This window comes from Rouxiella badensis (assembly GCF_002093665.1).
GTDB classification, from domain to species: Bacteria; Pseudomonadota; Gammaproteobacteria; order Enterobacterales; family Enterobacteriaceae; genus Rouxiella; species Rouxiella badensis.
The window spans coordinates 56,441-78,671 of the sequence record NZ_MRWE01000020.1; the positions used below are offsets into that span (position 1 = coordinate 56,441).

Sequence of the window (22,231 nt, forward strand, 5' to 3'; positions counted from 1 at the left end):
AAATAGGCTTACCGGGTTCGCGGATCGAGTAAATAGGTCAACGCATCGGCCAGCGCATTGAGCAGCACAAAGCTGCTGCCAATCAGCAACGTCGAGCCCAAAATGGCCGGCATATCGGCGGCAAACAGTGCGGTGGTCAGATAGCGGCCAACGCCGGGCCAGGCAAAGACCGTTTCAGTCAGCACCGCGCCTTCAAGCATGCTGGCGTAGGACAGGCTGAGCACGGTGATAAGCGTGCCGAAGACGTTGGGAAACACGTGACACAGCAACACCCGGACGCGCCCAGCGCCCTTCGAGCGTGCGAGGATCACATACTCTTTGTTGATTTCACCGAGCATCGAGGCGCGCAGCAGACGGGTTATCCCCGCCATCGACAGCAGGCCCAGCACCGTTACCGGCAGCCACATGTGGCGGATAGCGTTGAAGAACATGTCGCGGTCGCCCGACAGCCAAGTATCAATCAGCACAAAGCCGGTGCGCGGCTCCATGGTATAGAGATAGGCGTCGTCGAGCCTGCCAGGGCCACCGGCCCAGTGCAGCACGGCGTAGAACAGCAGCAGTCCAAGCAGACTGAGCCAGAAGATAGGCACAGAATAGCCGAGCAGCGAGACAAGACGCACGATGTTATCAAGCCAGCTGCCGGGTTTATAGACCGACAGAAGCGCAAGGATAATGCCGAAAAATGCACCAAAAAGAATGGCGCAGGTCGCCAGTTCGATAGTCGCAGGGAACGTATGCATCAGGTCGCTGGAAACCGGCTGACCGGTCATGCTCGACATGCCCATATCGCCGTGAGCCAGATGCTCGAGGTAGCGCCAGAACTGGACTGGCATCGGCTGGTCGAGCCCCAAATCCTTGCGCACCTGCGCGTAGGTCGCTTCGCTGGCGTGATCGCCAGCAATCTGCATCGTCGGGTCAACCGGCGCAAGATGTGACAGCGCGAAGGTAAAGGCCAGCAGGCCAAGCAGGGTCAGCATTAAAGAAACAAGGCCGCCTAGCAGGCGGCCTGACCAACGCCAACCCTGTCGGAACAGACCGACAGGAGGAGTAGTTTGAATCATTACTTGGTGACCTTGCTGTAGAACACCATGTCAGGATTAATGCCCTGCACGTAGCCTTTGATGTTGTCGCGCACGGCAATCAGGCTGCGCGCCTGTAGGCCGATAACAAACGGTGAGTCTTTTTGTACGGCAAGCTGCAGCTGACGATAATCCGCTACACGTTTAGCCTTGTCGTTTTCGGCCGTCGCAGCAAGCGTCTGCTTGCTCAGCTGTGGAATACTCCAGTTTGCACGCCACGCCAGCGTCTTGCTGCCGTTTTCCGGATTGTAGGCAAAGGCAGAGGCGTTAGTGTTAGGGTCGAAGTAGTCAGGCCCCCACGAAGACAGCGTCGCGTCAAAGTCGTGTGACTGCACTTTCAGTGAAATCTGCGAACTCACGCCCGGCTCCAGCTTAACGTTGATGCCTGCCTGAGCAAAACTGGCCTGCAACGCCTGAGCAATATCCAGATACGGCGGCTGGTTGGTCACGGCGATGGTGAAGCTTACGTTTTTCAGCCCCGCCTTATCAAGAATCGCCTTGGCCTTGGCGGGATCAAACTTGTAAGGGTTGTCATTCAATGCGCCCAAATAACCGTCCGGAAGGAACGCCTGATGCACCTGGAACTGGCCTTTCAGCAGATCCTTGGCGATATGGTCGTAGTCAAACAGGTAGCGAGCCGCTTCCCAAAGTGCCGGGTTAGCTAACGCTGGGGAGGCTTTAGTATTGAAATACAAGAAGTACAGTGATGCATATGGCACAGCCAGCGGCTTAACGCCCGGCTTACCCTGCAGGCCAGCCATCTGATCCGCACCCAGGTTGCGCGCCATATCAGCATCGCCCTGCTCAATGAGCAGACGACGAGCGGCCGCATCAGGCACGTTTTTAATCAACACGGTCGGGATCTTCGGCGCGCCTTCCGGCGAGCTTGGGTTTGCCTGCAACACCAGCACCTGATGTGGAATATAGGTACGAATTTTGTAAGGGCCGCTGCCTGCGGAATGGTCGCTCAACCACTGGTGGCCGAGATCGTCACCCTTGGCGTTTTGCTCAACCAGTTTAGCGTCAATAATCGAAGAAACCGGCGCAGAGAGCAGACTCAACACAAAGCTCGGGCTGACGTTTTCAGTCCAGCTAATTTTCACGTGCTGTGCGTCTATCTTGGTCAGGAAACCGTCAACATTTTTTGCGTTCCAGCCTAGCTGGGTCAGGATGAAGGAGGGTTCAAGATTCAGCTTCACCACGCGAGACAGTGAGAAAACCACGTCGTCGGCGGTTAATGGATTACCGCTGGCGAAGGTCGCTTTCGGATCCAGGGTAAAGGTCAGGCTCTTGTTGTCACTTCCCGCCTGCCATGAGGTCGCCAGCGTTGGCTTCAAATCGATAGGATTAGTTGGGTCAGACTGCACCAGACGTTGGTAAACGTTGGTGAATGCCTGCACGGTAGTCAGTTCGAAGCCTTGAGCCGGGTCGAAGCTCGACGCATCATCAAGAGATTGTGCAATAACCAAAGTGTTGGCTGGCGTCGCCGCCTGTACGCTAAAAGAGGCAGCAATGGCTGCAAAAAGAACTGAAGGAATTATTTTTTTCATTGATTAACGCTCTTTTAAGTTAGCGAAGTTGCTAATGATTTTGGGAGTGTATGGCAGTTATGAAGCGACAATAAAGTCATTTGAGGTCTATGGTTATTCAAATTTTGCATAACGTAATGAGAATGGTTATATGTCGAGCAAAACGGGCATAATAGCCGCAAAAAGCCTGTGTCATCAGGGCTCAGGCAATACAAAGCGTTCATCTGCCTAACCCCACCTCAAGCAATATGGCTTATTTGCAGGAGGTGGGCACGGGATGGCCAAAGAGAGTTTTGCGGTTTTTAAGAAAGGTTTTTAGGGAACGCGGTGACTGACCCGAACCGAAGCCTTTTTGCCGGCGGTTCAAAGGCATTGACGCCGCAGGTCGTCGTCGCGGTGAGCACCTCGGGTTCTGCTCTCAGCAAGGTATCGGCGGGCACCGGCGCAGGGGCGAGTTTAACCTTCCCCATACCCAGATTATTAATTCCGTCCTCCCCGTTAGCAAGACGAGGCTCTCCGGCGTTGCTCATCAACGTATTCATACGCGCGTCCTGCCCCTTTTCATCCCTCAGCTGTCGATTTAATTCTATCAAAAGCTTAGATTTCAACTTCTCGCGTTCCCGAGGCGGCAACCGTCTAAACACCTGGTCCAGGCTGCCCCAGTCTGTCACCTTAATTTGTGAGACATCCGAATTGGCATCAAGCCCCAGCGTTTCAGGAGTCAGACTGTGCTGAGAGTGATCAGGATAGCGGAGAATAGGCAATGGGTTGTCGATTGAGCGCCTGTCGACCAGCCTGGTTTCAGCGCGAACGCTGGCGCGTCCAGTTTGCATGCCCGCCGCCAACTCGGGGATAACAAGTTGAGCTGTCCGGGGCTGGCGTTTGTCACAGTTATTTCTTAATCTACTGATCATCGCGGTCAATGACTGTGAGTTAACCTTACAGCGTTGGGAAAACTGCACCTTGCTTATCCCCAACGCGGTCAACCTTTGCTCATTATTCACCCAGGCAAGCTTGCTATTAATCAGCTTATTTCTGCAATCCAGTCTCAGAATGATGGCATCCATCACTTCCTGCTGTTCCTGCAGGCGTATTTCACGCAATAAATGCGACTCGTGAGTGTTAGGGGCATTATTTGGCTGCCGATACACAAGGCTCATCCGTGATGAAAGGGTGCCAATAAGGACCCCAGACAGGCGTTCAAACTGCCAGACGGTCAATCCGGCGCCCAGCAGACTCTGTTTATTTTTCTCCCAGGCCAGCGCGGTCTCTGACGGCTTACCCCTGCATTTTTCTTTGAGAATTATGCCTTCTGCAAGACTCTCCTGCGTCGGTGTAAGGTCTTTTCTGGCCTGGCGTTCCCGGCCAACACTCAAGCTAAGTGCCTTTAAAGTGATCCCACAGAAATAGGCAAAACTTGTCTGCAGGATCTCTTCTTTCTTAAATGATGGCTGATTATCCAGCCAGGCACAGGCACTTTTAGCGGATGAGTCCCGGCAGCCGGTTTTAACGGCTATGCTGTTAAGCAACTTTCGTTGCGTTTCTGTCAGTGACCGGGTGTGCTCCCGCTCTTTTTGTATCTTAATGAACAGGTGTCGGGCATTCACTTTACAGGCGTTAGCGAAGGCTTCCTGCCCGATGTTCATCTCTGACATCAGCCGCTGATTATCAACCCAGGCGTAAGCCGCCAGCGCAGGACTTCTCAGGCATGAAGTCGCCTTAATAATTTTGTCGATCTGCTCTTGCTGATGTGGCGTGAAACCAGGCTCTTTTGACGATGGCACATAATCAAGCATGTTCAAGTCAGTATTGATAGCATGGGTCTTCACACCACAGCGATGGCAAAATACCCTATTCGATACTCCAAGCTGCGTGAACAACTTTTTATTTGCGTACCAAACCTCGGAAGCCAGGTCAGCGATCCCTTCACACCCGGCGGTTTTAATGAGTTCATCTACTTGAGCCTTAATATTGCTATTAAGCCGATTCCAACCCCTTTTTTTTTCAGAAATAAAAGAGACCAGTGAATAAGGGTCAATGTCGCACCTGCTGGCAAATAATCGCACCTCTATATTATTATCTAACAACTGGGCTTTATTTTTCTCCCAGGCACCCTCGATTAGATTCAGGTTCCCCCTGCATCCTGTGGCGTCAATAATACTGTCGATAAGGCTCTGTTGTTCCTCTGAGAGTGGGAATTCCATCAGCTGTGACTTAATGTTCAGTTGGGAGATATTGGCGTTAAGTGTCTTCTTGTTTATCCCACTAAGTTCTGCCAGCGAAATTCTCGATATACATAATTCCTCAAATTTTTTCTGATTAAGCAAATAGACACGCGCTGTCTTAATACCACTCTTTCTGCATCCTGACTGTTTAATGAGGGTATTTACAAAATTGATTTGCTCATCACCGAGCCTTAGCTTTCCAGAGGAAAGCAAACCGTCAGGCCCCTGTGAACTGGTGACCTCAGTACTTTGGCTGACGCGGATAATATTGTTTAAAAATGGCTGAGGATCGGGCCTTGGCTGAGGCCTTAACAATGAAGAAGTGATTGATGTGCCGGGGTTCGGTAATATTGAAAAATCGCTCATTGGGCTTCATCCAGCACGTTATGAACTGACTCGAGTCGATGCCTTTTTACCGGCGGTTCAAAGGCATTGACGCCGTAGATAGTCGTCGCGGTGAGCACCTCGGGTTCCGTCTTGGGCTGACGCCCGGCGGCAAGCTCTTCCTGCCTGGCCTTTTCTATGCCAAACAGAGGATTGTAGTGGTCACCGTAATCAACAAAGTATTCTCCACCCACCGCAATATCGCGCGTAGTGATGTAGGCTATCAGCCGCGAATTAACCTGAACGGCGGCCACGTTGTTTTCGTCTAACTGCGGCTGAGCAGGCAATTTACCGGTGTTAATATTGCGCAGGATATTGCCGCTTTGAAAGGCATCAATGTTCAATTTCTCCGTTCGGGTTTGCCAACTGTGAGAATGGCCGTTGACCGTCCCTATTTGCCGCACCGTTTTCTGTGAAGCGGCGCTATCGAGCAGTAAACCCGCGTAAAATCCCAGCACCGTATTGGCGGGCACCGGCGCAGGGCCGGGGTTAAACACTCCCATACCCAGATTAATAATTTCATCCCCAGTGGCCGCAAGATGATGCGATCCGGCGTTGCTCATCAGCCTATTCATACGCGCGCTCTGCCCCTTTTCATCCATCAGCTGTCGGTGTAATTCTTTCAAAAGTTCTGCTTTCAACGTCTCGCGTTTCCGAACGGGTAAGCCCGTAAACACCTGCCACATGCTGCCCCAATGTGTCACCTTGATTTGTGTAACTTCGGCATGCGCATCAAGCCCCAGCGTTTCAAGCGTCAGACTATGCTGAGGATTATCAGGATGGCGAAGAATAGGCAGGGAGTTGTCAATTGACGGTCTGTCGACCAGCCTAGCTTCAGCACGAACGGTGGCGCGTAATTCGTTACCCAAGGCATCGAGAGTAATTTCCATGATCCCCAGGTTGGCGGCGCTTTCAGTTTTTATAACCAACGGCGGCGCTGGCGGTATAGATTGAGAGGCTGGGGGCGGGTGATTACCATTATTTCTTATTAACCTACTGACTGAAGAGGTCAATGACTGTGAGTTAATCTTGCAGCGGCGGGAGAACTGCGCTTTGCTTATCCCCAGCGCAGTGAACCTTTGCTCATTATTCACCCAGGCAAGCTTGCTGTTAATCAGCTTATTTTTGCAATCCAGTCTCAGAATGATGGCATCCATCACTTCCTGCTGTTCCTGCAGACGTTTTTCACGCAATAAACGCGACTCGGGAGTGTCAGGGTCTTTATTTCGCTGCCGATACATAGGGGTAATCCGTGATGAAAGGGTGCCAATAAGGACGCCAGACAGGCGTTCAAACTGCCAGACGGTCAATCCGGCGTCCAGCAGGCTCTGTTTATTTTTCTCCCAGGCCAGCGCGGTCTCTGACGGCTTACCCCTGCATTTTTCTTTGAGAATTATGCCTTCTGCAAAACTTTCCTGCGTCGGTGAAGGGTTCTTTCTGGCCTGTCGTTCCCGGGCAATGCTCCAGCCCAGTGTCTTTAAATTGATCCTACAGAAATCGGCAAAACTTGCCTGTGAAATGCCTTCTTTCTTTAGGAATTGCTGATTGTCCAGCCAGGCACAGGCACTTTTAGCGGATGAGTCCTGGCAATCGGTTGTAACGGCTATGCTGTTAAGCAACTTTTCTTGCGTTTCTGTCAGTGGTCGGGTGCGCTCTCGCTCTTTTTGTATCTTAATGAACAGGTGTCGGGCATTCACTTTACAGGCGTTAGCGAAGGCTCCCTGCCCGATATTCATCTCTGACATCAACCGCTGATTATCAACCCAGGCGTAAGCCGCCAGCGCAGGGCTTCTCAGGCATAATGTCGCCTTAATAATTTTGTCGATCTGCTCTTGCTGCTGTGGCGTGAAATCAGGCTCTTTTGACGGCGGCACATAATCAAGCATATTCAGGTCGGTATTGATAGCAATGGTCTTCACACCCGTGCGAAAGCAAAATACCTTATTAGAAACCCTAAGCTTTTTAAACAGCGCTTTATTTTCATACCAAACTTCGGAAGCCAGGTCAGCGATCCCTTTACACCCGGCGGTTTTAATTAATTTCTCTAACTGATCCCTAGTGTTTTCAGGAAGCCGCTCCCAGTCCCTTTTTTTTTCAGAAATAAAACACATCAGTGAATGAGGGTTGACGCGGCACCTGCTGGCAAATAATCGCAGATCAATTTTATTTTTTAACAACAGATCTTTATTATTTTCCCAGGCAGCGGCGGTGAGAGTTAAATTACCCCTGCCCCCAGTGGCGTCAATGATCCTGTCGATAAGGCTCTGCTGTTCATTTGAGAATGGGAATTCCATCAGCCGTGAATCAATGGCAAGTTGAGAAATATTAGCGTAAAGCGTCTTCTTTTTTACCCCACTAAGTTCTGCCAGCGAACTTCTCGAGATACGTAATTCCTCAAGTTTTTGCTGATTATCCAACCAGACGCGCGCAACCTTGATTGCGCTTTTGTTACATCCTGATTGTTTAATGAGGTTATGTACAAAACTGATTTGGTCATTACCGAACTTTCGCTTTCCAGAGGAAAGCCAACCGTCATACCCCTGTGAACTGGTGACCTCAGTACTTTGGCTAACGCGGGTAATATTGTTTAAAAATGATTGTGGATCGGGCCTCGACAGTGGCATTAAAGATGAAGAAATGATTGATGTGCCGGGGTTCGATAATATTGAAAAATCGCTCATGGCGTTTATTCCCAGATTAATTAAAGACGTCCGGCGGCGAGCTGTTTCTGCCTGGCCTTTTCGATGCCAAACAGAGGGTTGTAATGGACACCATAATCAACGAAGTATTCTTCACCCGCCGCAATATCACGCGTAGTGATGTAGGCTATAAGCCGCGAATTAACCTGAACGGCGGCGACATTATTTTCGGCCAGCGGCGGCTCCCCGGGCAATCTACCGGTGTTGATATTGCGTAAGATATTGCCGCCCTGAAAGGCATCAGTGCTCAATTCTGCCGCTCCTGTTTGACGCACCCTTTTCTGTGAAGTAGCACTATCGAGCAGTAAACCCGCGTAAAATCCCAATACCGTATTGATGGGCACCGGTGCTGGGCCGGGGTTAACCACCCCCGTATCCAGATTAATAATTCCGTCCTCCCCGTTAGCAAGACGATGCTCTCCGGCATTGCTCATCAGCGTACTCATAGGCTTGCTCTGCCCTCTTTCATCCAACAGCTGTCGATGTAATTCTATGAAAAGTCTAGATTTCAATTTCAGGCGTCCCAGAATGGGTAACCGTGCAAACACTTGCTCCATGCTACCCCAATGGGTCACCCTGATTTGTGAGACATTGGCATTCACATCTAGGCCCAGCGTTTCAAGCGTCAAACTGTGCTGAGGATTATCAGGGTGGCGAAGGATAGGCAGTGAGTTGTTAATTGAGGGCCTGTCGACCCGCCCGAGTTGAGCGCGAACGGCGGCGAGTCCCGTTTTTATGCCCGTCGGCGGCACAGGGGGAAGATATTGAGCGGACCGGGGTGGGCAACTGCCATTGTTTTTTCTTAATCGACTGACCGAGGAGGTCAATGACTGTGGATTAATATTGCAGCGGCGGGAAAATTGCACTTTGCTTATCTTTAGATCCGCTAAATTTTGTTGGTTTTCTATCCAGGCAAGCGTGCTTTTGTTGAGGTTTTTTCTGCAATTCGAGCTCAGAATGATGGCATCCATCACTTGCTGCTGTTCCTGCAGGCGTTTTTCATGCAGTAAACGCCACTGCGGGGTTTTCTGGCCTTTCTTTCGCGGCCTATAAACACAGCTAATCCGTGATGAAATGGTGCCGGAACAGACCTTACTGGCATATTCAAATTGCCAGGCTGTCAATCCGGCGTCGAGCAGACTTTTTTTATTTTTATCCCAGGCCTGGGCCGTCTCTAACGGCTTACCTCCAGAGTTCTCAGCGAGTATTATTTCTTCTGTAACTCTTAGCTGCGCCGAGGTAGGAATGACTCTGTCGCGTCTTTCACGGGCAATCCTCCAGCCAAATGTGTCTAAATTGATCCCACAGAATTCGGCAAAATTTATCGGCCAAATATCTTCTTTAATAATAGATTGCTCATTATCCAGCCAGGCGCAGGCACTTTTAGTAGAGGAATGCCAGCAGCGGGTTTTAACGGCAATACGGTTCAGCAGCGCGTGTTGCGTTTCTGTCAATGCTCGGGTGCGTGCCCGCTCTTTTTGTATTTTAATGAACAGGTCTGTGGCATTGACTCTACTGGCGTTAGCGAAGGCTTCCTGCCGAATGTTCATCTCGGACATCAGCTGCAGATTTTTAACCCAGGCATTTGCCGCCAGCACCGGATTGCTCAGGCAAGAAGTCGCCTCAATAATCTTGTCGACCTGTGCTCGCTGTTGCGGCGTGAAATCAGGTTCTTTTGACGGCGGTACATAATTAAGCATGCTCAGGTCGGTATTAATAGCAAGCGTCTTCACACCACAGCGAAAGCAAAATACCATATTCGATACCCCAAGTTGTTTTAAGGTCTTTTTATTTTCATACCACACCTCGGAAGCCAAGCTAGGGACGCCTTTACACCCGGCAGTATTAATGAGTTTATCTACCTGTTGCCTGATATTGCTATCAAGCCGCTTCCAGCACCTTTTTTTTTGAGAAATATAACACACCAGTGACAGAGGGTTAACGTCGCACCTGCTGGCAAATAATTTCACGTCTATATTATTATTTAACAACTGGGTTTTATTTTTCTCCCATGCAACGGAGGTGAGAGCCCGGTTCCTCCTGCATCCTGTGGCGTCACTGATCCTGGTGATCATGCTCTGTTGTTCATCTGAAAGTTTGATTTTCGCGAGCTTTGACAGCACGGCAAGCTTGCCGATACGGGCGAATAATTCCTTTTGTGGCACGCTACAAAGCTCTGCCAGAGTACCTCTTGAGATGTGTAACGCTTCAAGTTCTTGCTTATTATCTAGCCAGACGCGTGCGGCCTCAACGACGTTATTAGCACATCCTGATTGTTGAATAAGGTTATTTATAAAGGTGGTTTGTTCATTACCAATCTTTGACTTTCTCGATGAAGGCAAGCAGGCAGGGCCCTGTGAACAGGTGACCTCCGTGCTTTGACTGACGTGGGTAATATTGTTTAAAAATGACTGAGGGTCGGGCCTCGACATTGGCATTGATGATGAAGAAATGATTGATGTGCCGGGGTTCGGTAATATTGAAAAATCGCTCATGGCATTTATTTCCAAATTAATTAAATGATGACTTACCCATTAATGAACTTTGGTTTTATGCACTCACTGCGTTTTTCCGGTAATAGCTGAGTGCTTATAAGGCATTATTAACTTACGATATCATTATGTAATGGCGGTTATACCAGCACAAGATACAAAGCAACCATTTGGCAGATAAAAAGGGTAATGCTGGGCGTGATGCAATAGGAAAGTAAAGTTTATTTAAATAAGCGAATAATGAAAGAATAATAAAAACCACAGTGAATTAACACCGCAGTGAAGGCTATATTAGAAATCGTAGGTCGCAGAAAAATTAAACTCACGCGGGTCGGCCTGTGTCATGCCCCTCCCGTCCCCGCTCCGGGTCTGGGTCATCTCCGGATCCGTCAGCGTGGCGCTAACATTGATGCGCGCCCCCAGCACCGGCTCACCGAAGAAGTTCTACTCCACGCTACGGTTAACCCTTACACCGGAAAACATTTATAAAAAAGCCCGAAAACCTTAGGGTATTTCGGGCGTTTGCGGGTGAGCGAATAAGGGTTGGATACACATTATACCCGATGGCTTATCTAAATGAGCTGAATGTCCGTGGTGGGATTTGTCGAGATACCTAATAACATTCTTACCTGATTAACCAGTTCGCTCATGCAGTCATCGTTCATGCCGTAGGTCTTCAGCTCTTTCTCCAGCGCAAATAGATATTGCGCATTGGTCCCGAGTGGACCGCTGGCCTTGGCAATCAGAGGCGCAATCACCTCATAACGCGTATCTGACTCGAACGACGGATGCTGCGGGTTCATGATAAACACCAACGCCGTGACGGTTCTCCCGTCGGCCAACTCAAGCTCACACCAGGTCGGACAGTAGCTGCCGGTAAGCATCTCGCGCTTCCACAGCAGTTCAAGATCCTCACGCAGCTTGTCTTCCGGCAGTCTGAACGCAAGACCCGTTGTTTTGCCGCCTTCGGTCAGCGCCAGCATACGGCCGGGCTGAGCATGAGATCCACGCCCTGCGGTCAAGCGCAGGCAAAAGGCACGATGATAACCATTGAGCGTTGCAGGACATGACTCTTCGGAATCGAAAATAGGATTCCACATCAGCGAGCCGTAGCCGAAGATCCACACCGGGCTTTTATCCGGTCTTTTCGCCAGAGCACAGTCAAGCGAGGCCGAGCGTTGCTCTGCGGTCAATAAGATTGACTCGTCAATGCTGCCGAATGCTGTTTTGCAGTCTGCGTTACGCAGAAAATCTCGGGTTAACACCATCCAATACCTCCGCTCATTAACCTTGCCATAACTTTATTAGTGTCTTCTCCCTCACTGAGGATTGATCGGGGTTGAGAATTTGTTTAGCCATACATAAATAAGGCCCATAGGACAAACCTTATTCGTTTATTGCGCTGCAATCAAGAATGCTGTCGATCACAAAACGAAAATAAACCACAAAATTGTAAAAAAATGAGCATCAGACTGAAATAATAGCACCCGGCGCTATTTTAGCGTCGGGTGCTATTGGAAAAAGATGAGATTAATTGGTGTTTTGCATCTGTTGGGTAAGCAACGTGCGCAGTGGGACGCTACTTTTGATGATCGGGGATTTTATAACGATATAGCTAAAATACTTATCGATACCAATATTCTTATCCAGTAAAGATTCTATCACTTCCTGATAGTGTTCAATGCTGCGAGTGATGAAACGCAGCAGATAGTCATAGCCGCCGGTTATCAGGTGGCATTCAATCAGTTCGTCATATTCGCGGATGCAGTTTTCAAACCGGGAGAACTCTTCACGGCGATGCCCCTGTAGCGTCACTTCAGTAAACACCGTCACCGAGTCGGTGATTTTAGGCAGGTTGACGTGAGCCTCATAACCGGTGATATACCCTGCACTTTCGAGGCGTTTAACCCGCTGGAGGCAAGGGCTAGGCGACAAACCGACGGCATCCGCAAGGTTGACGTTGCTAATGCGCCCATCTTTTTGCAGTTGAACCAGTATATTGATGTCGATGCGATCAAGTTTTAAAAAGCCGTTCATAGCACCTCACTGTCTTCTTGAGCGTCGACCGGGAATAAAGAGCAGATTTCCCTCTGCACCTGATTCGACCCTGAATTCACATAAAAGCCATGAATAGGATATACCATGCTTTTGCAGTGAAATACCAGCGCCAGGCGCAGAGAGTTTTTGCCTCCGCTTTGTAATAAAAGTCTATGAAATATCTGGAGAAAAATTAATCCAAACGGCCCGTTCCTCGTGCCAGCGCGATATCAAAGATGTGCATTGCCTCCTCCAGCTGAGCATCGGTGGTCACTAAAGGCGCCAGGAAGCGAATGGTGTTGCGATACAGACCGCACTTAATCAGCAACAGCCCAGCGTCGCAGGCACAGCTGAGAATTTTCTCGGTCAGCGCCGCATCCGGTTTGCCGGTATCGTAATCGACGATTTCGACCGCCTGCATAAAGCCCACGCCGCGCACCTCACCGATGCAGGCATACTTCTCTGCCAGCTGGCGCAGGCGCGTTTCAAGCTGTTGGCCCAGCTTCACCGAACGCTCGAGTAAACGCTCGTTTTCGAGCACGTCTAGCACCGCCAGTGCCGCCGCACAGGACAGCGCATTACCGCCGTAAGTGCCTCCCAACCCGCCCGGCGTTGGAGAATCCATGATTTCTGCTTTACCCACGACGCCCGAAATAGGCAAGCCGCCGCCGAGGCTCTTCGCCACGGTTATCAAGTCTGGCGTGATGTCAGAATGCTGGAAGCCAAACATCTTGCCGGTGCGACCAAAGCCTGTCTGCACTTCATCACAGACCAGCAGAATGCCGTGTTTTTGGGTCAGGTCACGCAGTGCCTGCATAAAGGCCTTAGGCGCTGGCAAGAATCCACCATCGCCCTGAACCGGCTCAATCAGGATAGCCGCGACGCGCTCTGGCAGAGTTTGCGTGGCGAAAAGGGTATCGAGGGCCTTTAGAGAGTCCTCGGGCGTAATACCGTGGAATGCATTCGGATAAGGAATACGATATATATCACCGGGGAAAGGCCCGAAGTTTTGTTTATAAGGCTGGCTCATTCCGGTCAGCGCACAGCCTAATAATGTGCGCCCGTGGAAAGCGCCGTCAAAGACAATAACGCCGGAACGATTAGTATAAGAACGCGCAATTTTAACCGCATTTTCAACGGCCTCAGCGCCGGAAGTAAAGAGTACTGATTTATAATGCTCCCCCTTTCCAACCACTTTATTCAAACGTTTTGCCAATTCAATATAGGGAGGATAGGCGACGACCTGAAAACAGGCGTGGGAGACATTTTCCAGTTGACGCTGAACGGCCCTAACCACTTCAGGATGATTGTGTCCAACGTTTAATACGCCGATGCCGCCAACAAAATCGAGGTAACGACGACCGTCATCGCTCCACACTTCTGAGCCTTTCGCTTTCGCGATAACCAGGCTGTGTGCGGTTACCACCCCACGCGGAACGTGCTGTTGGCGAAGCGCAAGCCAGTCAGTATCATCTTCAATTACGGGCAGTGTATTTAATACATTGTGCATAGCATTACCTCATCCAGTTAATTCGGGCGCTGTCAGAATTTGATTCAGTATCTCAATCTATGCGTTTATTTCGTGCCGTAATGGCGGTTCAGAAAAAATATCATGCGGTAATTGGGCGTTAAAAGGCAGTTGTTTTCTTTAATCGCAAATGGTTTTTTAATTGCAAATTTAAGAAGAAATCGACGGATTTATTGGGCAGTCGCCCGGCGAGTCAGGTATTAGCTGACTTAATACAACCTCTACAAACCACCTCACCCCCACCGGAATGATATCGTCATTGAAGTCATATCTTGGATGATGCAGCGGTGCCAGCGGTTTAGGGCTGCCGTCGCCCTGTCCGAGCCACAGATAGGCGCCGGGTTTTTCCTGCAACATAAACGAAAAGTCTTCAGACGTTAGCGCCGGTTTTGGCGCGAAGCTGGCCTGTAGTCCGGCATTTTTCGCCGCGCGTAACGCCACCTCGGCTTCGGCTTCGCTATTGATTGTCGCCGGATAATAGCGGTGATACTTCACCTCGGCATCGAGGCCGTGGGCCGCAGGAACATGTTCCGCAATACGACGCAGGCTGGCTTCGATAATATCCTGTGTACGAAGGTCGAAACTGCGTACCGTGCCGGTGATGGTCGCCTCGGCGGGGATCATGTTGTGCGAGAATCCCCCGTGTACCTGCGTGACGGTCAATAACGCTGGGTCGGTCGGATCGATGCAGCGGGAAACAACGGTATTCAGCTGAACCACCAGTTCGCTGGTCGCCAGCATAGTATCAGGAGAAAGGTGAGGCTGAGCCGCATGTCCGCCACCGCCATAAACGCGAATGTCGAAACGATCGGCCGCCGCCATGATAGGGCCAGGACGCGTCTGCGCCACGCCGACGGGCAGTTCTGGCCAATTATGTACGGCGAAAACGCTGTCACAGGGGAAGCGGGTAAACAGTCCGTCGTCAATCATCGCTTTCGCCCCCGCCTGCCCCTCTTCGGCCGGTTGGAAGATAAAGTTTACCGTACCGTCAAAATCGCCAGTTTTAGACAATAGCCACGCGGCGCCGAGCAGCATGGTGGTGTGGCCGTCATGGCCGCAGGCGTGCATGACGCCTTGATGGGTGCTGACATAGTCCGGCGTCCCCTGTTCGATAATCGGCAAGGCGTCCATATCGGCACGCAGGCCTACGCTTCTCCCGCTGCTGCCCTTGCGTAACACCCCGACTACGCCGGTTTTACCAACGCCTTCATGAACCTCAAGCCCCAACTCACGCAGAAACTCGGCAACGACTTTGGCCGTGCGGTGTTCATTAAAACCCAACTCGGGGTGCGCATGCAGATCGTGGCGCAATGCAACGAGGCGCGGCAGGATTTCTTTAATCAAAGACCCATTAATTAAACAATTATCGCCATTCACGGCAGTACGGCTCATATTAATATCCCTTGGTTTTATCGATTTCACCCTGCATGGGCTGCCCTTGCTCATACCGCTGAAGGTTGGCCAACAGCGCCGTGACGGCAGTTTCCGGCTGGGTCTGACTGGCGATATGCGGCGTTATCCACACACCCGGGTGAGACCACAGTGCGTCCTCCAAAGGTAACGGCTCAGGGTCGGTTACGTCCAGTACTGCCGCACGAAGATGGCCGCTGTCGAGTGCCGCGAGCAGGTCTTCTGCCACCAGCTGTTGCCCGCGCCCGGTTTGAATCAGCGCCGCCCCCCTTGGCAAGCGGGCAAACAGTTCGCCATTAAGCATGCCGCGCGTCTGCGGCGTGAGCGGCAACAGACAAACCATAATATCGCAGTGCGACAGAAATGCCGGCAGCTGCTCAACGCCCGCCCAACCGGTCACGCCCTCAGGCGTATTGCCCGAACGGCTCCACCCGTGGCATTCGAAACCAAAATTCTTCAGCATATTAAGTGTCGCTTGCCCAAGCTCACCCAACCCCAACACGCCAATGCGTCTTTTGTTTGCACTGACCACCGGATGCGACTTCCACAGGCTCTGTTTCTGTTGTTGCAGATACAGCGGCAGGTCACGATGCAGCGCCAACGCAGCCAAGGTGACATATTCGACCATACCCTGCGTGAGGCCAGGCTCAACCATTCGCACCACCGGTAAAGATGCGGGAAGCTGGGTCAAATCAAACTGGTCGACTCCCGCACCAACGGAAAACAGAACTTTAAGCTGCGGCATGCGCTGCGCGATGTTTTCTGGCGGCACCCAGGCCACCAGATAATCCACTTCGGCAAAGATTTCCGGGTCACCGTCGCTAAAATCGAGGCTGTTCCATTGCACAAAACGATATTCGGGGGCGAGGTCGGCGAGAAGTTTCTGCCAGTGTTCCCCCCGGACCGGCTCAGACTTATAGAGAATCGTTTTCATCCTGCTCCCTTAGCCCAGCGCCTGGGTTGCCAGCACGAAATTACGCCATCCGCCAGCGGCTTTAAGCGGCTCACCGTCTTTATACATGGTGGTCGGCCGGTCAACGCAGGCCAGACCCAGCGCCTCGAGCCACTCGGCGAGACCCGAGTCCGCTTCGACGTCAACGCGCACAAATTTTCCGCTGCATTCACTCAGTAACTGGCGAACCAACACTTTGGCATCGTCAAGGTTGTCGGCAATCAGCGGTCCGATGGCATACCCGCGCCCAAACTGACGCAGCAAACCGAAACCGGCAATCTTACCCGCACGCGTCAGCAACTGGCCCTTTTGCGTATGCGATGAGTCCGTCTCAAGCAACGCCTGATACAGCGCAAGGCGCTGCATGCCGCTGGAGAGACCGTCTAGTTCGCTGAGAGTGGCCGCATCCTCGGCGTTGAGTTCACGCAGTTGACAGTTTTGGGGCAAGGCTGGCGCAGTAACCGGCGGCAGTTCGCGGCTTTGCTGTTGGCGAATCTCGCCGGTGGTGACAAAACCCAACTTTTCATACAAGGGTTTACCTTCCGGGGTCGCATGCAGGCGCACGGTCTTACCCTCAAGCTTGCCCAGCAGCGTGACGAGCAGCTTTTTGCCCATCCCGCGCCCCTGAAAGTCAGGGCTGACGATAACCAGCCCGAGGGTGGCGTATTTTTTGCCCCACGCCCAGTAAAGTGCGCTGCCCACCACGCGCCCGTTGGCTTCGGCCACCCAGCCTTTGCCACAGCGGAAAGCCAGCTGCCAGTCTTCGAGACGGTGCGACCAGGATACGGCCTGAGAGAGTCCGTGACAGGCGGGTAAATCAGCCGCCGTCATTTCGCGCAGCGTTATTTCTGCATAAGAAGGTGAAAGCTGTGCTGTCATTTACATCATTCCCGGTTTTTTAATATCGCTGCCGTCGCTAAAACGATCGAAGCGGAAAGGCGTTGGGTCCACGACCGGCGTACTGCCGGTCACCAGATCTGACATCAGGCTGCCCGCACCGGGTCCAATGCCAAAACCGTGTGCGCTGTAGCCCGCAGAGATAAACAGGCCGGGCAGTTTATCGACGCTGGAGATGACCGGTACCGCATCGGGCGTGCTGTCAATCATGCCGCCCCAGGACTGCACCACCCTCACCGCCCCAAGCGCAGGAAACTCGCGGCGCATCGCCTCTATGCCCTCTTTTACCATGGCATGGTCGGCCTCGGGGTCAAGGATACGCACCTTCTCAAACGGCGATCGGCCATCAAATTGCCACGACCCCAAGGCTTCAGGCCCCTCAAGGAACGCCCGTGGGCTGAAATGCACCTTGAGATTTTTGCGACGCGCCTGAAAGGTCGGGTAAAACTTTTTCGAGTAACGCAGACCCTGTGGACCTATCGCCACGCGGCCACGGCCGGAGACAGACAGGGTATAACTGCCGTCAAGCTGCGGGCGACAGGCGAAACCTTCGGTATAGAGCGGCATCTTGATCACCTGCTCGACCGGTGCAGTGCGCATTGCAGTGCCAATTACGTTACCCAGCGGCAGGTCGATGCCGTGGCGGCGACAGAACATTGAGCTCCAGGCCCCCCCCGCGCAAACGACCGAACCCGCGCGAATCAGTCCGCGCTCGGTCCATACGCCGCTCACGCAACCGGCAGAGACGTCTAGCCCGCGCACAGCGCAGTATTGGAACACCAGTGCGCCGAGCTTTTGGGCGGCTATCGCTAGCCCAGGGGCCGCCAGCGAGGGCTCGGCGTGGCCGTCGGTCGGGGAATAAACGCCCCCCAGCCAATGGGAGACGCTGCCCTGGGTCAGCTCTTTGGCCCGCGCGGCGGTGAGGATTTCGCTGTGCATGCCGTAATTTTTTGCCATCTGCCCCCATTTTTCCCAGGCGTCTATCTCTTCCTGTTTTTTGGTCGCGTAAACCAGCCCGGTGTTGCGAAACCCGAGCTCTTCGCCGGTTTCTTCTTTCAGCGCTTTCCAGCGTTGCAGGGCGTGGATGGAGAGCGGCAGTTCACGCTCATCGCGATTCTGCTGGCGGCACCAGCCCCAATTACGGCTCGACTGTTCCGCGCCAATCATGCCTTTTTCAAGCAATACGACGGAAACGCCCTTTCTCGCCAGCTCATAGGCGGTGGCGGCACCGGCGATGCCGCCGCCAATGACCACAACGTCAACCGCGTCGGGGAAGAGATGACTGTCTTGTACAAACCTGATCGGTGCTGGCATCGAATGCTTTTCCTTATCTCAAACGCATCTTCTGGTGCAAGGGGTTAATTCAATAGAGATGATTTACGTCACTGTATCAAGTGGCGGATTTATCGAAATTAATGCAAAGCTTATTCGGCATTGATCGACTCTTCGGTACTGCCGTCCTGCTCCTCCAGCCAGCCTTGCCGCAGCTCTGGCACCGCCCTTTTCAGTCTTTCGTAATACAGGCTGCTGGAAGTCTTGTCGTAGTCAATGCGGCTCACCTGGGTCGCCATTTGCCCGTTTTTCACCACGATGATGTCGTCACAGACCGAGCGTACGGCGTGAAGGTCATGACTGATGAACAGGAACGACACGTTAAGCTCGCGACGCAGCTCGGAGATGAGGTCCAGTACCGCTGCGGCAACCACCGAGTCGAGCGCCGAGGTGACCTCGTCGCAGAGAATAAGATCCGGCTCTGCCGCCAGCGCTCGCGCCAAATTGACGCGCTGCTTTTGACCGCCGGACAGCCCCGAGGGCTTGCGATGCAGAATACTGTGCGGCAAGCGGACAAGATCAAGCAGCTCTTTCAGGCGCGCATCAAGCGCCTTGCCGCGCAGCCCGTGGAAGAACACCAGAGGGCGCTTCAGGATGCTGGCAATGGTCTGACTCGGGTTCAGTGCGGTGTCGGCCATCTGGAACACAAACTGCACCCGGCGCAGCTCGTCCGGACTGCGGGCAGACATCTCGCCCGCCAGATAGCTCTCGTTAAACAAAATGTAGCCATTGCTGGGAGAAATCATGCCAGCAATCGCCCGCGCAAGCGTGGTTTTTCCTGAACCAGACTCCCCGATAATGCCGATGGCCTGGCCCGGATAGAGTTTGAAATTGATGTCCTGCAGAATGCTAATTTTAGGTTTACCGTCGGCGTCCAGCGGACCGTATCCGGCGGCCAAGTCACGCACCTCAAGCAAACATTTGACCGGCGCGTCTTCCGGTTTCCACGGGCTGTTGCGCGGTTTATGCCGCGCCGCGTCGAGCAGGCTGCGGGTATAGGAAGCCGCAGGCCGCGTCAGCAGGTCTTCCGTGGTGCCGTATTCAGCAATCTGCCCTTTCAATAGCACCAGTATTTTGTCGGCCATCTGCGCCACGACAGCCAGGTCGTGACTGACGTAAATCGCCGTCGTCCCGCGCTGTTTGACGACGCGGCGGAAGGTCTTGAGGACCTCAAGCTGAGTGGTCACGTCGAGTGCGGTGGTCGGTTCGTCGAGAATGACCACCTCCGGGTCGCCAATCAGCGCCATCGCCGCCATCACGCGTTGAAGCTGACCGCCAGAAACCTGATGCGGATAACGTTGACCGATAGTTTCCGGCGACGGCAGCGCCATTTCACGAAACAGCTCGACGGCTTTTTTCTCGGCATCGGCACGTTTCATGGTGTGGTGAATAAGTACCGGCTCGATAACCTGATCCATCAAGCGCATTGCCGGGTTAAACGACGCCGCCGCGCTCTGGGCGATATAGGCGACCTTCGAGCCACGAAACTCGCTGAGCTGACGAGCAGACAGCGCCGTGACGTCGGTTCCCGCCACGTTCAACGTGCCTTGCGTTATCCTACAGCCGTGACGCGCATAGCCCATCAGCGCAAGCGCAATGGTGGTCTTACCGGAGCCGGACTCACCAATCAGGGCCAGCACCTCGCCCTTTTTCACGTCGAAACTGATGTCAGAGACCAGCACAATCTGCTCGTCGCTCTCATTTTTGGCCTGCACTTCAAGCTGGCTGACGCTGACCAGCACAGGGGCCTCGTTGCGCGTGGCCTGCGTTACGTCCTTCACACCCGGCTTTGAATGAATGGGAAATGTATTCATGCCGCCTCCTCTTCCAGTTCGAGTCTAATCACGCGACGCGTTTGCAGGCTGTCGATAAACAGATTCACGCCAATGGTCAGGCTGGCAATCGCCACCGCCGGTACCAACACCGCCGGAGAGCCATCAAACAATGCCTGAAGGTTTTCATGCACCAGCGTGCCCCAGTCAGCGTAAGGCGGCTGCACGCCCAGCCCGAGAAAGCTCAGGCCGCTGAGCAGCAACACAATGTAGACGAAGCGCAGGCCAAAATCTGTCAGCATCGGATGCAGCATGTTCGGCAGCACGTCGGTTAATGCGATATAGAGTTTGCTTTCACCCCTCAGATGCGCGGCCTGCACGTAGTCCATCGAACGCAGGTTCGAGGCCATGGCGTAGGCGATACGGTAGGCACCCGGCCAATAAGTGATAACCGCCGTCAGAATCAGCATCGGCAGCGAGGAACCAAATACTGCCACCATCAGCAGCGCCATAATTTTCCCCGGCATAATCAACAGGGCGTCGTTGATACGGCCCAGCAGCTCTTCCAGCCACTTGCCGGACATCGCCGCCAGCAGCGCCAGCAACGTGCCGCAGACGCTGGCCAGAATGGCGGCCGACAGCGCCAGGCCAATCGAATAGCGTGCGCCATAAAGAACGCGGGTCAGCATGTCGCGTCCGAGGTAGTCAGTACCGAGCAGGAAGGCGCGGCTGAAGCCTTCGTTGATGCCGCCGCCCGCAATGTCCTCCACGCTGTAGGGGGCCAGCCAGCCACCCAACAGCGCCATGCACAGCCAGAACAGGGTAATCACCAGACCGATTCGCCCGGCGTTGGATAACGAACGCCAGAAGTTCAGCGCCGTTTTTAACACCACAACTGTTTTACGCATCACTGAGTCCCCTCTGGAAAGTCACTTATTGTTTCAGCTTCGGATTGAAGGCAATGGTGGCGATATCGGCCAGCAGCAGTAGCAGCAGATAGCAGCCGCTGAACAGCATCACGCACAGCTGCACAATAGGCAGGTCGCGATTGCTCACGGCATCGACCATTTGGCTCGCCAGGCCCGGATAACTGAAGATAGTTTCGATAATAATCACCCCACCAAACAAATAAGACAGGCTCAGTGAGATGGCATTGGCAATCGGCCCGACCGCGTTGGGCAATGCGTGACGCAGCACGGCGCGCAGCGGACGCACGCCTTTCAGCAGGGTCATTTCAAGATAGGAACTGTCGAGCTGGTTGATGATGGCAGAGCGCGTCATGCGCGCCATCTGTGCCACCAGCACGCAGCAGAGGGTAAAGACCGGCAGTGCGTACGCCTGCAGGTAGCCCAGAAAATTCTGATTGGTGGAACCCAGCGACATCGCCGGGAACCAGTGCAGATGCACCGCAAACACCATAACGGAGACGGTCGCCACCAAAAACTCAGGGACGGCCACCACCGACATAGTGCCCACCACCAGCATGCGGTCAATCAGCGAACCCCGTTTCATCGCCGCCGTAATTCCGATGATTACCGCCAGCGGCACCGACACCAGCGTGGTAATCCCGGCCAGCTCGAAGGTGGCGGGAATACGCTGGGCGACCATTTTTGCGACCGGTAAACCGTTGGCGAACGACTTGCCGAAATCGCCGTGCAGCATGCCGCCCAGCCATTCGAAATAGCGTTGCCAAATCGGCAGATTCAGGCCCAGTTGCTCACGCAGTGCCGCGACCGTTTCCGGCGTGGCCGCCTGCCCCAGCAGCTGCTGCGCCGCATCGCCCGGCAGCATGCTGGTAATGATAAAGACCAGCGCCGAGACGATAAACAGCGTCAAAATGCCCGAACCAATACGACGAAGAATAAGTAACAGGATAAGCTGATTCATAACTGCCT

The 22,231-nt window shown here is 53.0% G+C and carries 15 protein-coding genes; all 15 read right to left on the minus strand.

Annotation, left to right across the window (positions count from 1 at the left end; genetic code table 11):
* Positions 1–8: 8 nt before the first annotated feature.
* Positions 9–1,061, minus strand: a complete 1,053-nt coding sequence (locus BS640_RS13170; protein ID WP_017491208.1) for an ABC transporter permease — start codon at positions 1,059–1,061, stop codon at positions 9–11.
* Positions 1,061–2,629 (minus strand): ABC transporter substrate-binding protein, encoded by a 1,569-nt coding sequence (locus BS640_RS13175; RefSeq protein WP_017491209.1) that lies wholly within the window; start codon positions 2,627–2,629, stop codon positions 1,061–1,063. The genes BS640_RS13170 and BS640_RS13175 overlap by 1 nt, the downstream gene beginning before the upstream one ends.
* 281 nt (positions 2,630–2,910) lie before the next feature.
* On the minus strand, positions 2,911–5,199 hold the full coding sequence (locus BS640_RS13180; protein WP_206600929.1) for a hypothetical protein: 2,289 nt from the start codon (positions 5,197–5,199) through the stop codon (positions 2,911–2,913).
* Positions 5,196–7,898: an SET domain-containing protein gene (locus BS640_RS13190; protein WP_206600930.1), complete on the minus strand. Its 2,703-nt coding sequence runs from the start codon at positions 7,896–7,898 to the stop codon at positions 5,196–5,198. The genes BS640_RS13180 and BS640_RS13190 overlap by 4 nt, the downstream gene beginning before the upstream one ends.
* Before the next feature lie 20 nt (positions 7,899–7,918).
* The gene (locus BS640_RS13200; RefSeq protein ID WP_206600931.1) at positions 7,919–10,411 is read right to left on the minus strand and encodes an SET domain-containing protein; all 2,493 of its coding nucleotides are present in this window, start codon (positions 10,409–10,411) and stop codon (positions 7,919–7,921) included.
* A gap of 569 nt (positions 10,412–10,980) precedes the next feature.
* Positions 10,981–11,673 carry a gamma-glutamylcyclotransferase gene (locus BS640_RS13210; protein ID WP_026110443.1) on the minus strand — a complete coding sequence of 231 codons (693 nt, stop codon included), beginning with the start codon at positions 11,671–11,673 and terminating at the stop codon, positions 10,981–10,983.
* A 265-nt stretch (positions 11,674–11,938) separates the two neighbouring features.
* Positions 11,939–12,445 (minus strand): Lrp/AsnC family transcriptional regulator, encoded by a 507-nt coding sequence (locus BS640_RS13215; RefSeq protein ID WP_084912722.1) that lies wholly within the window; start codon positions 12,443–12,445, stop codon positions 11,939–11,941.
* A gap of 193 nt (positions 12,446–12,638) precedes the next feature.
* Positions 12,639–13,955 carry a 4-aminobutyrate--2-oxoglutarate transaminase gene (gene gabT, locus BS640_RS13220; protein WP_017491310.1) on the minus strand — a complete coding sequence of 439 codons (1,317 nt, stop codon included), beginning with the start codon at positions 13,953–13,955 and terminating at the stop codon, positions 12,639–12,641.
* 168 nt (positions 13,956–14,123) lie between these two features.
* Positions 14,124–15,302 (minus strand): M20 aminoacylase family protein, encoded by a 1,179-nt coding sequence (locus BS640_RS13225; protein WP_206600933.1) that lies wholly within the window; start codon positions 15,300–15,302, stop codon positions 14,124–14,126.
* 64 nt (positions 15,303–15,366) lie between these two features.
* Complete coding sequence (locus BS640_RS13230) at positions 15,367–16,317, minus strand: 2-hydroxyacid dehydrogenase (RefSeq protein WP_084912724.1); 951 nt, start codon at positions 16,315–16,317, stop codon at positions 15,367–15,369.
* A gap of 9 nt (positions 16,318–16,326) precedes the next feature.
* Positions 16,327–17,214: a GNAT family N-acetyltransferase gene (locus tag BS640_RS13235; protein ID WP_084912725.1), complete on the minus strand. Its 888-nt coding sequence runs from the start codon at positions 17,212–17,214 to the stop codon at positions 16,327–16,329.
* Positions 17,215–18,546: an NAD(P)/FAD-dependent oxidoreductase gene (locus BS640_RS13240; protein WP_084912726.1), complete on the minus strand. Its 1,332-nt coding sequence runs from the start codon at positions 18,544–18,546 to the stop codon at positions 17,215–17,217.
* A 110-nt stretch (positions 18,547–18,656) separates the two neighbouring features.
* Entirely contained in the window at positions 18,657–20,378 is a 1,722-nt protein-coding gene (locus BS640_RS13245) for an ABC transporter ATP-binding protein (RefSeq protein WP_084912727.1), read from the minus strand.
* Positions 20,375–21,244 carry an ABC transporter permease gene (locus BS640_RS13250; protein ID WP_084912728.1) on the minus strand — a complete coding sequence of 290 codons (870 nt, stop codon included), beginning with the start codon at positions 21,242–21,244 and terminating at the stop codon, positions 20,375–20,377. The genes BS640_RS13245 and BS640_RS13250 overlap by 4 nt, the downstream gene beginning before the upstream one ends.
* A 25-nt stretch (positions 21,245–21,269) precedes the next feature.
* Positions 21,270–22,223, minus strand: a complete 954-nt coding sequence (locus BS640_RS13255) for an ABC transporter permease (RefSeq protein WP_017491304.1) — start codon at positions 22,221–22,223, stop codon at positions 21,270–21,272.
* Positions 22,224–22,231 lie beyond the last annotated feature (8 nt).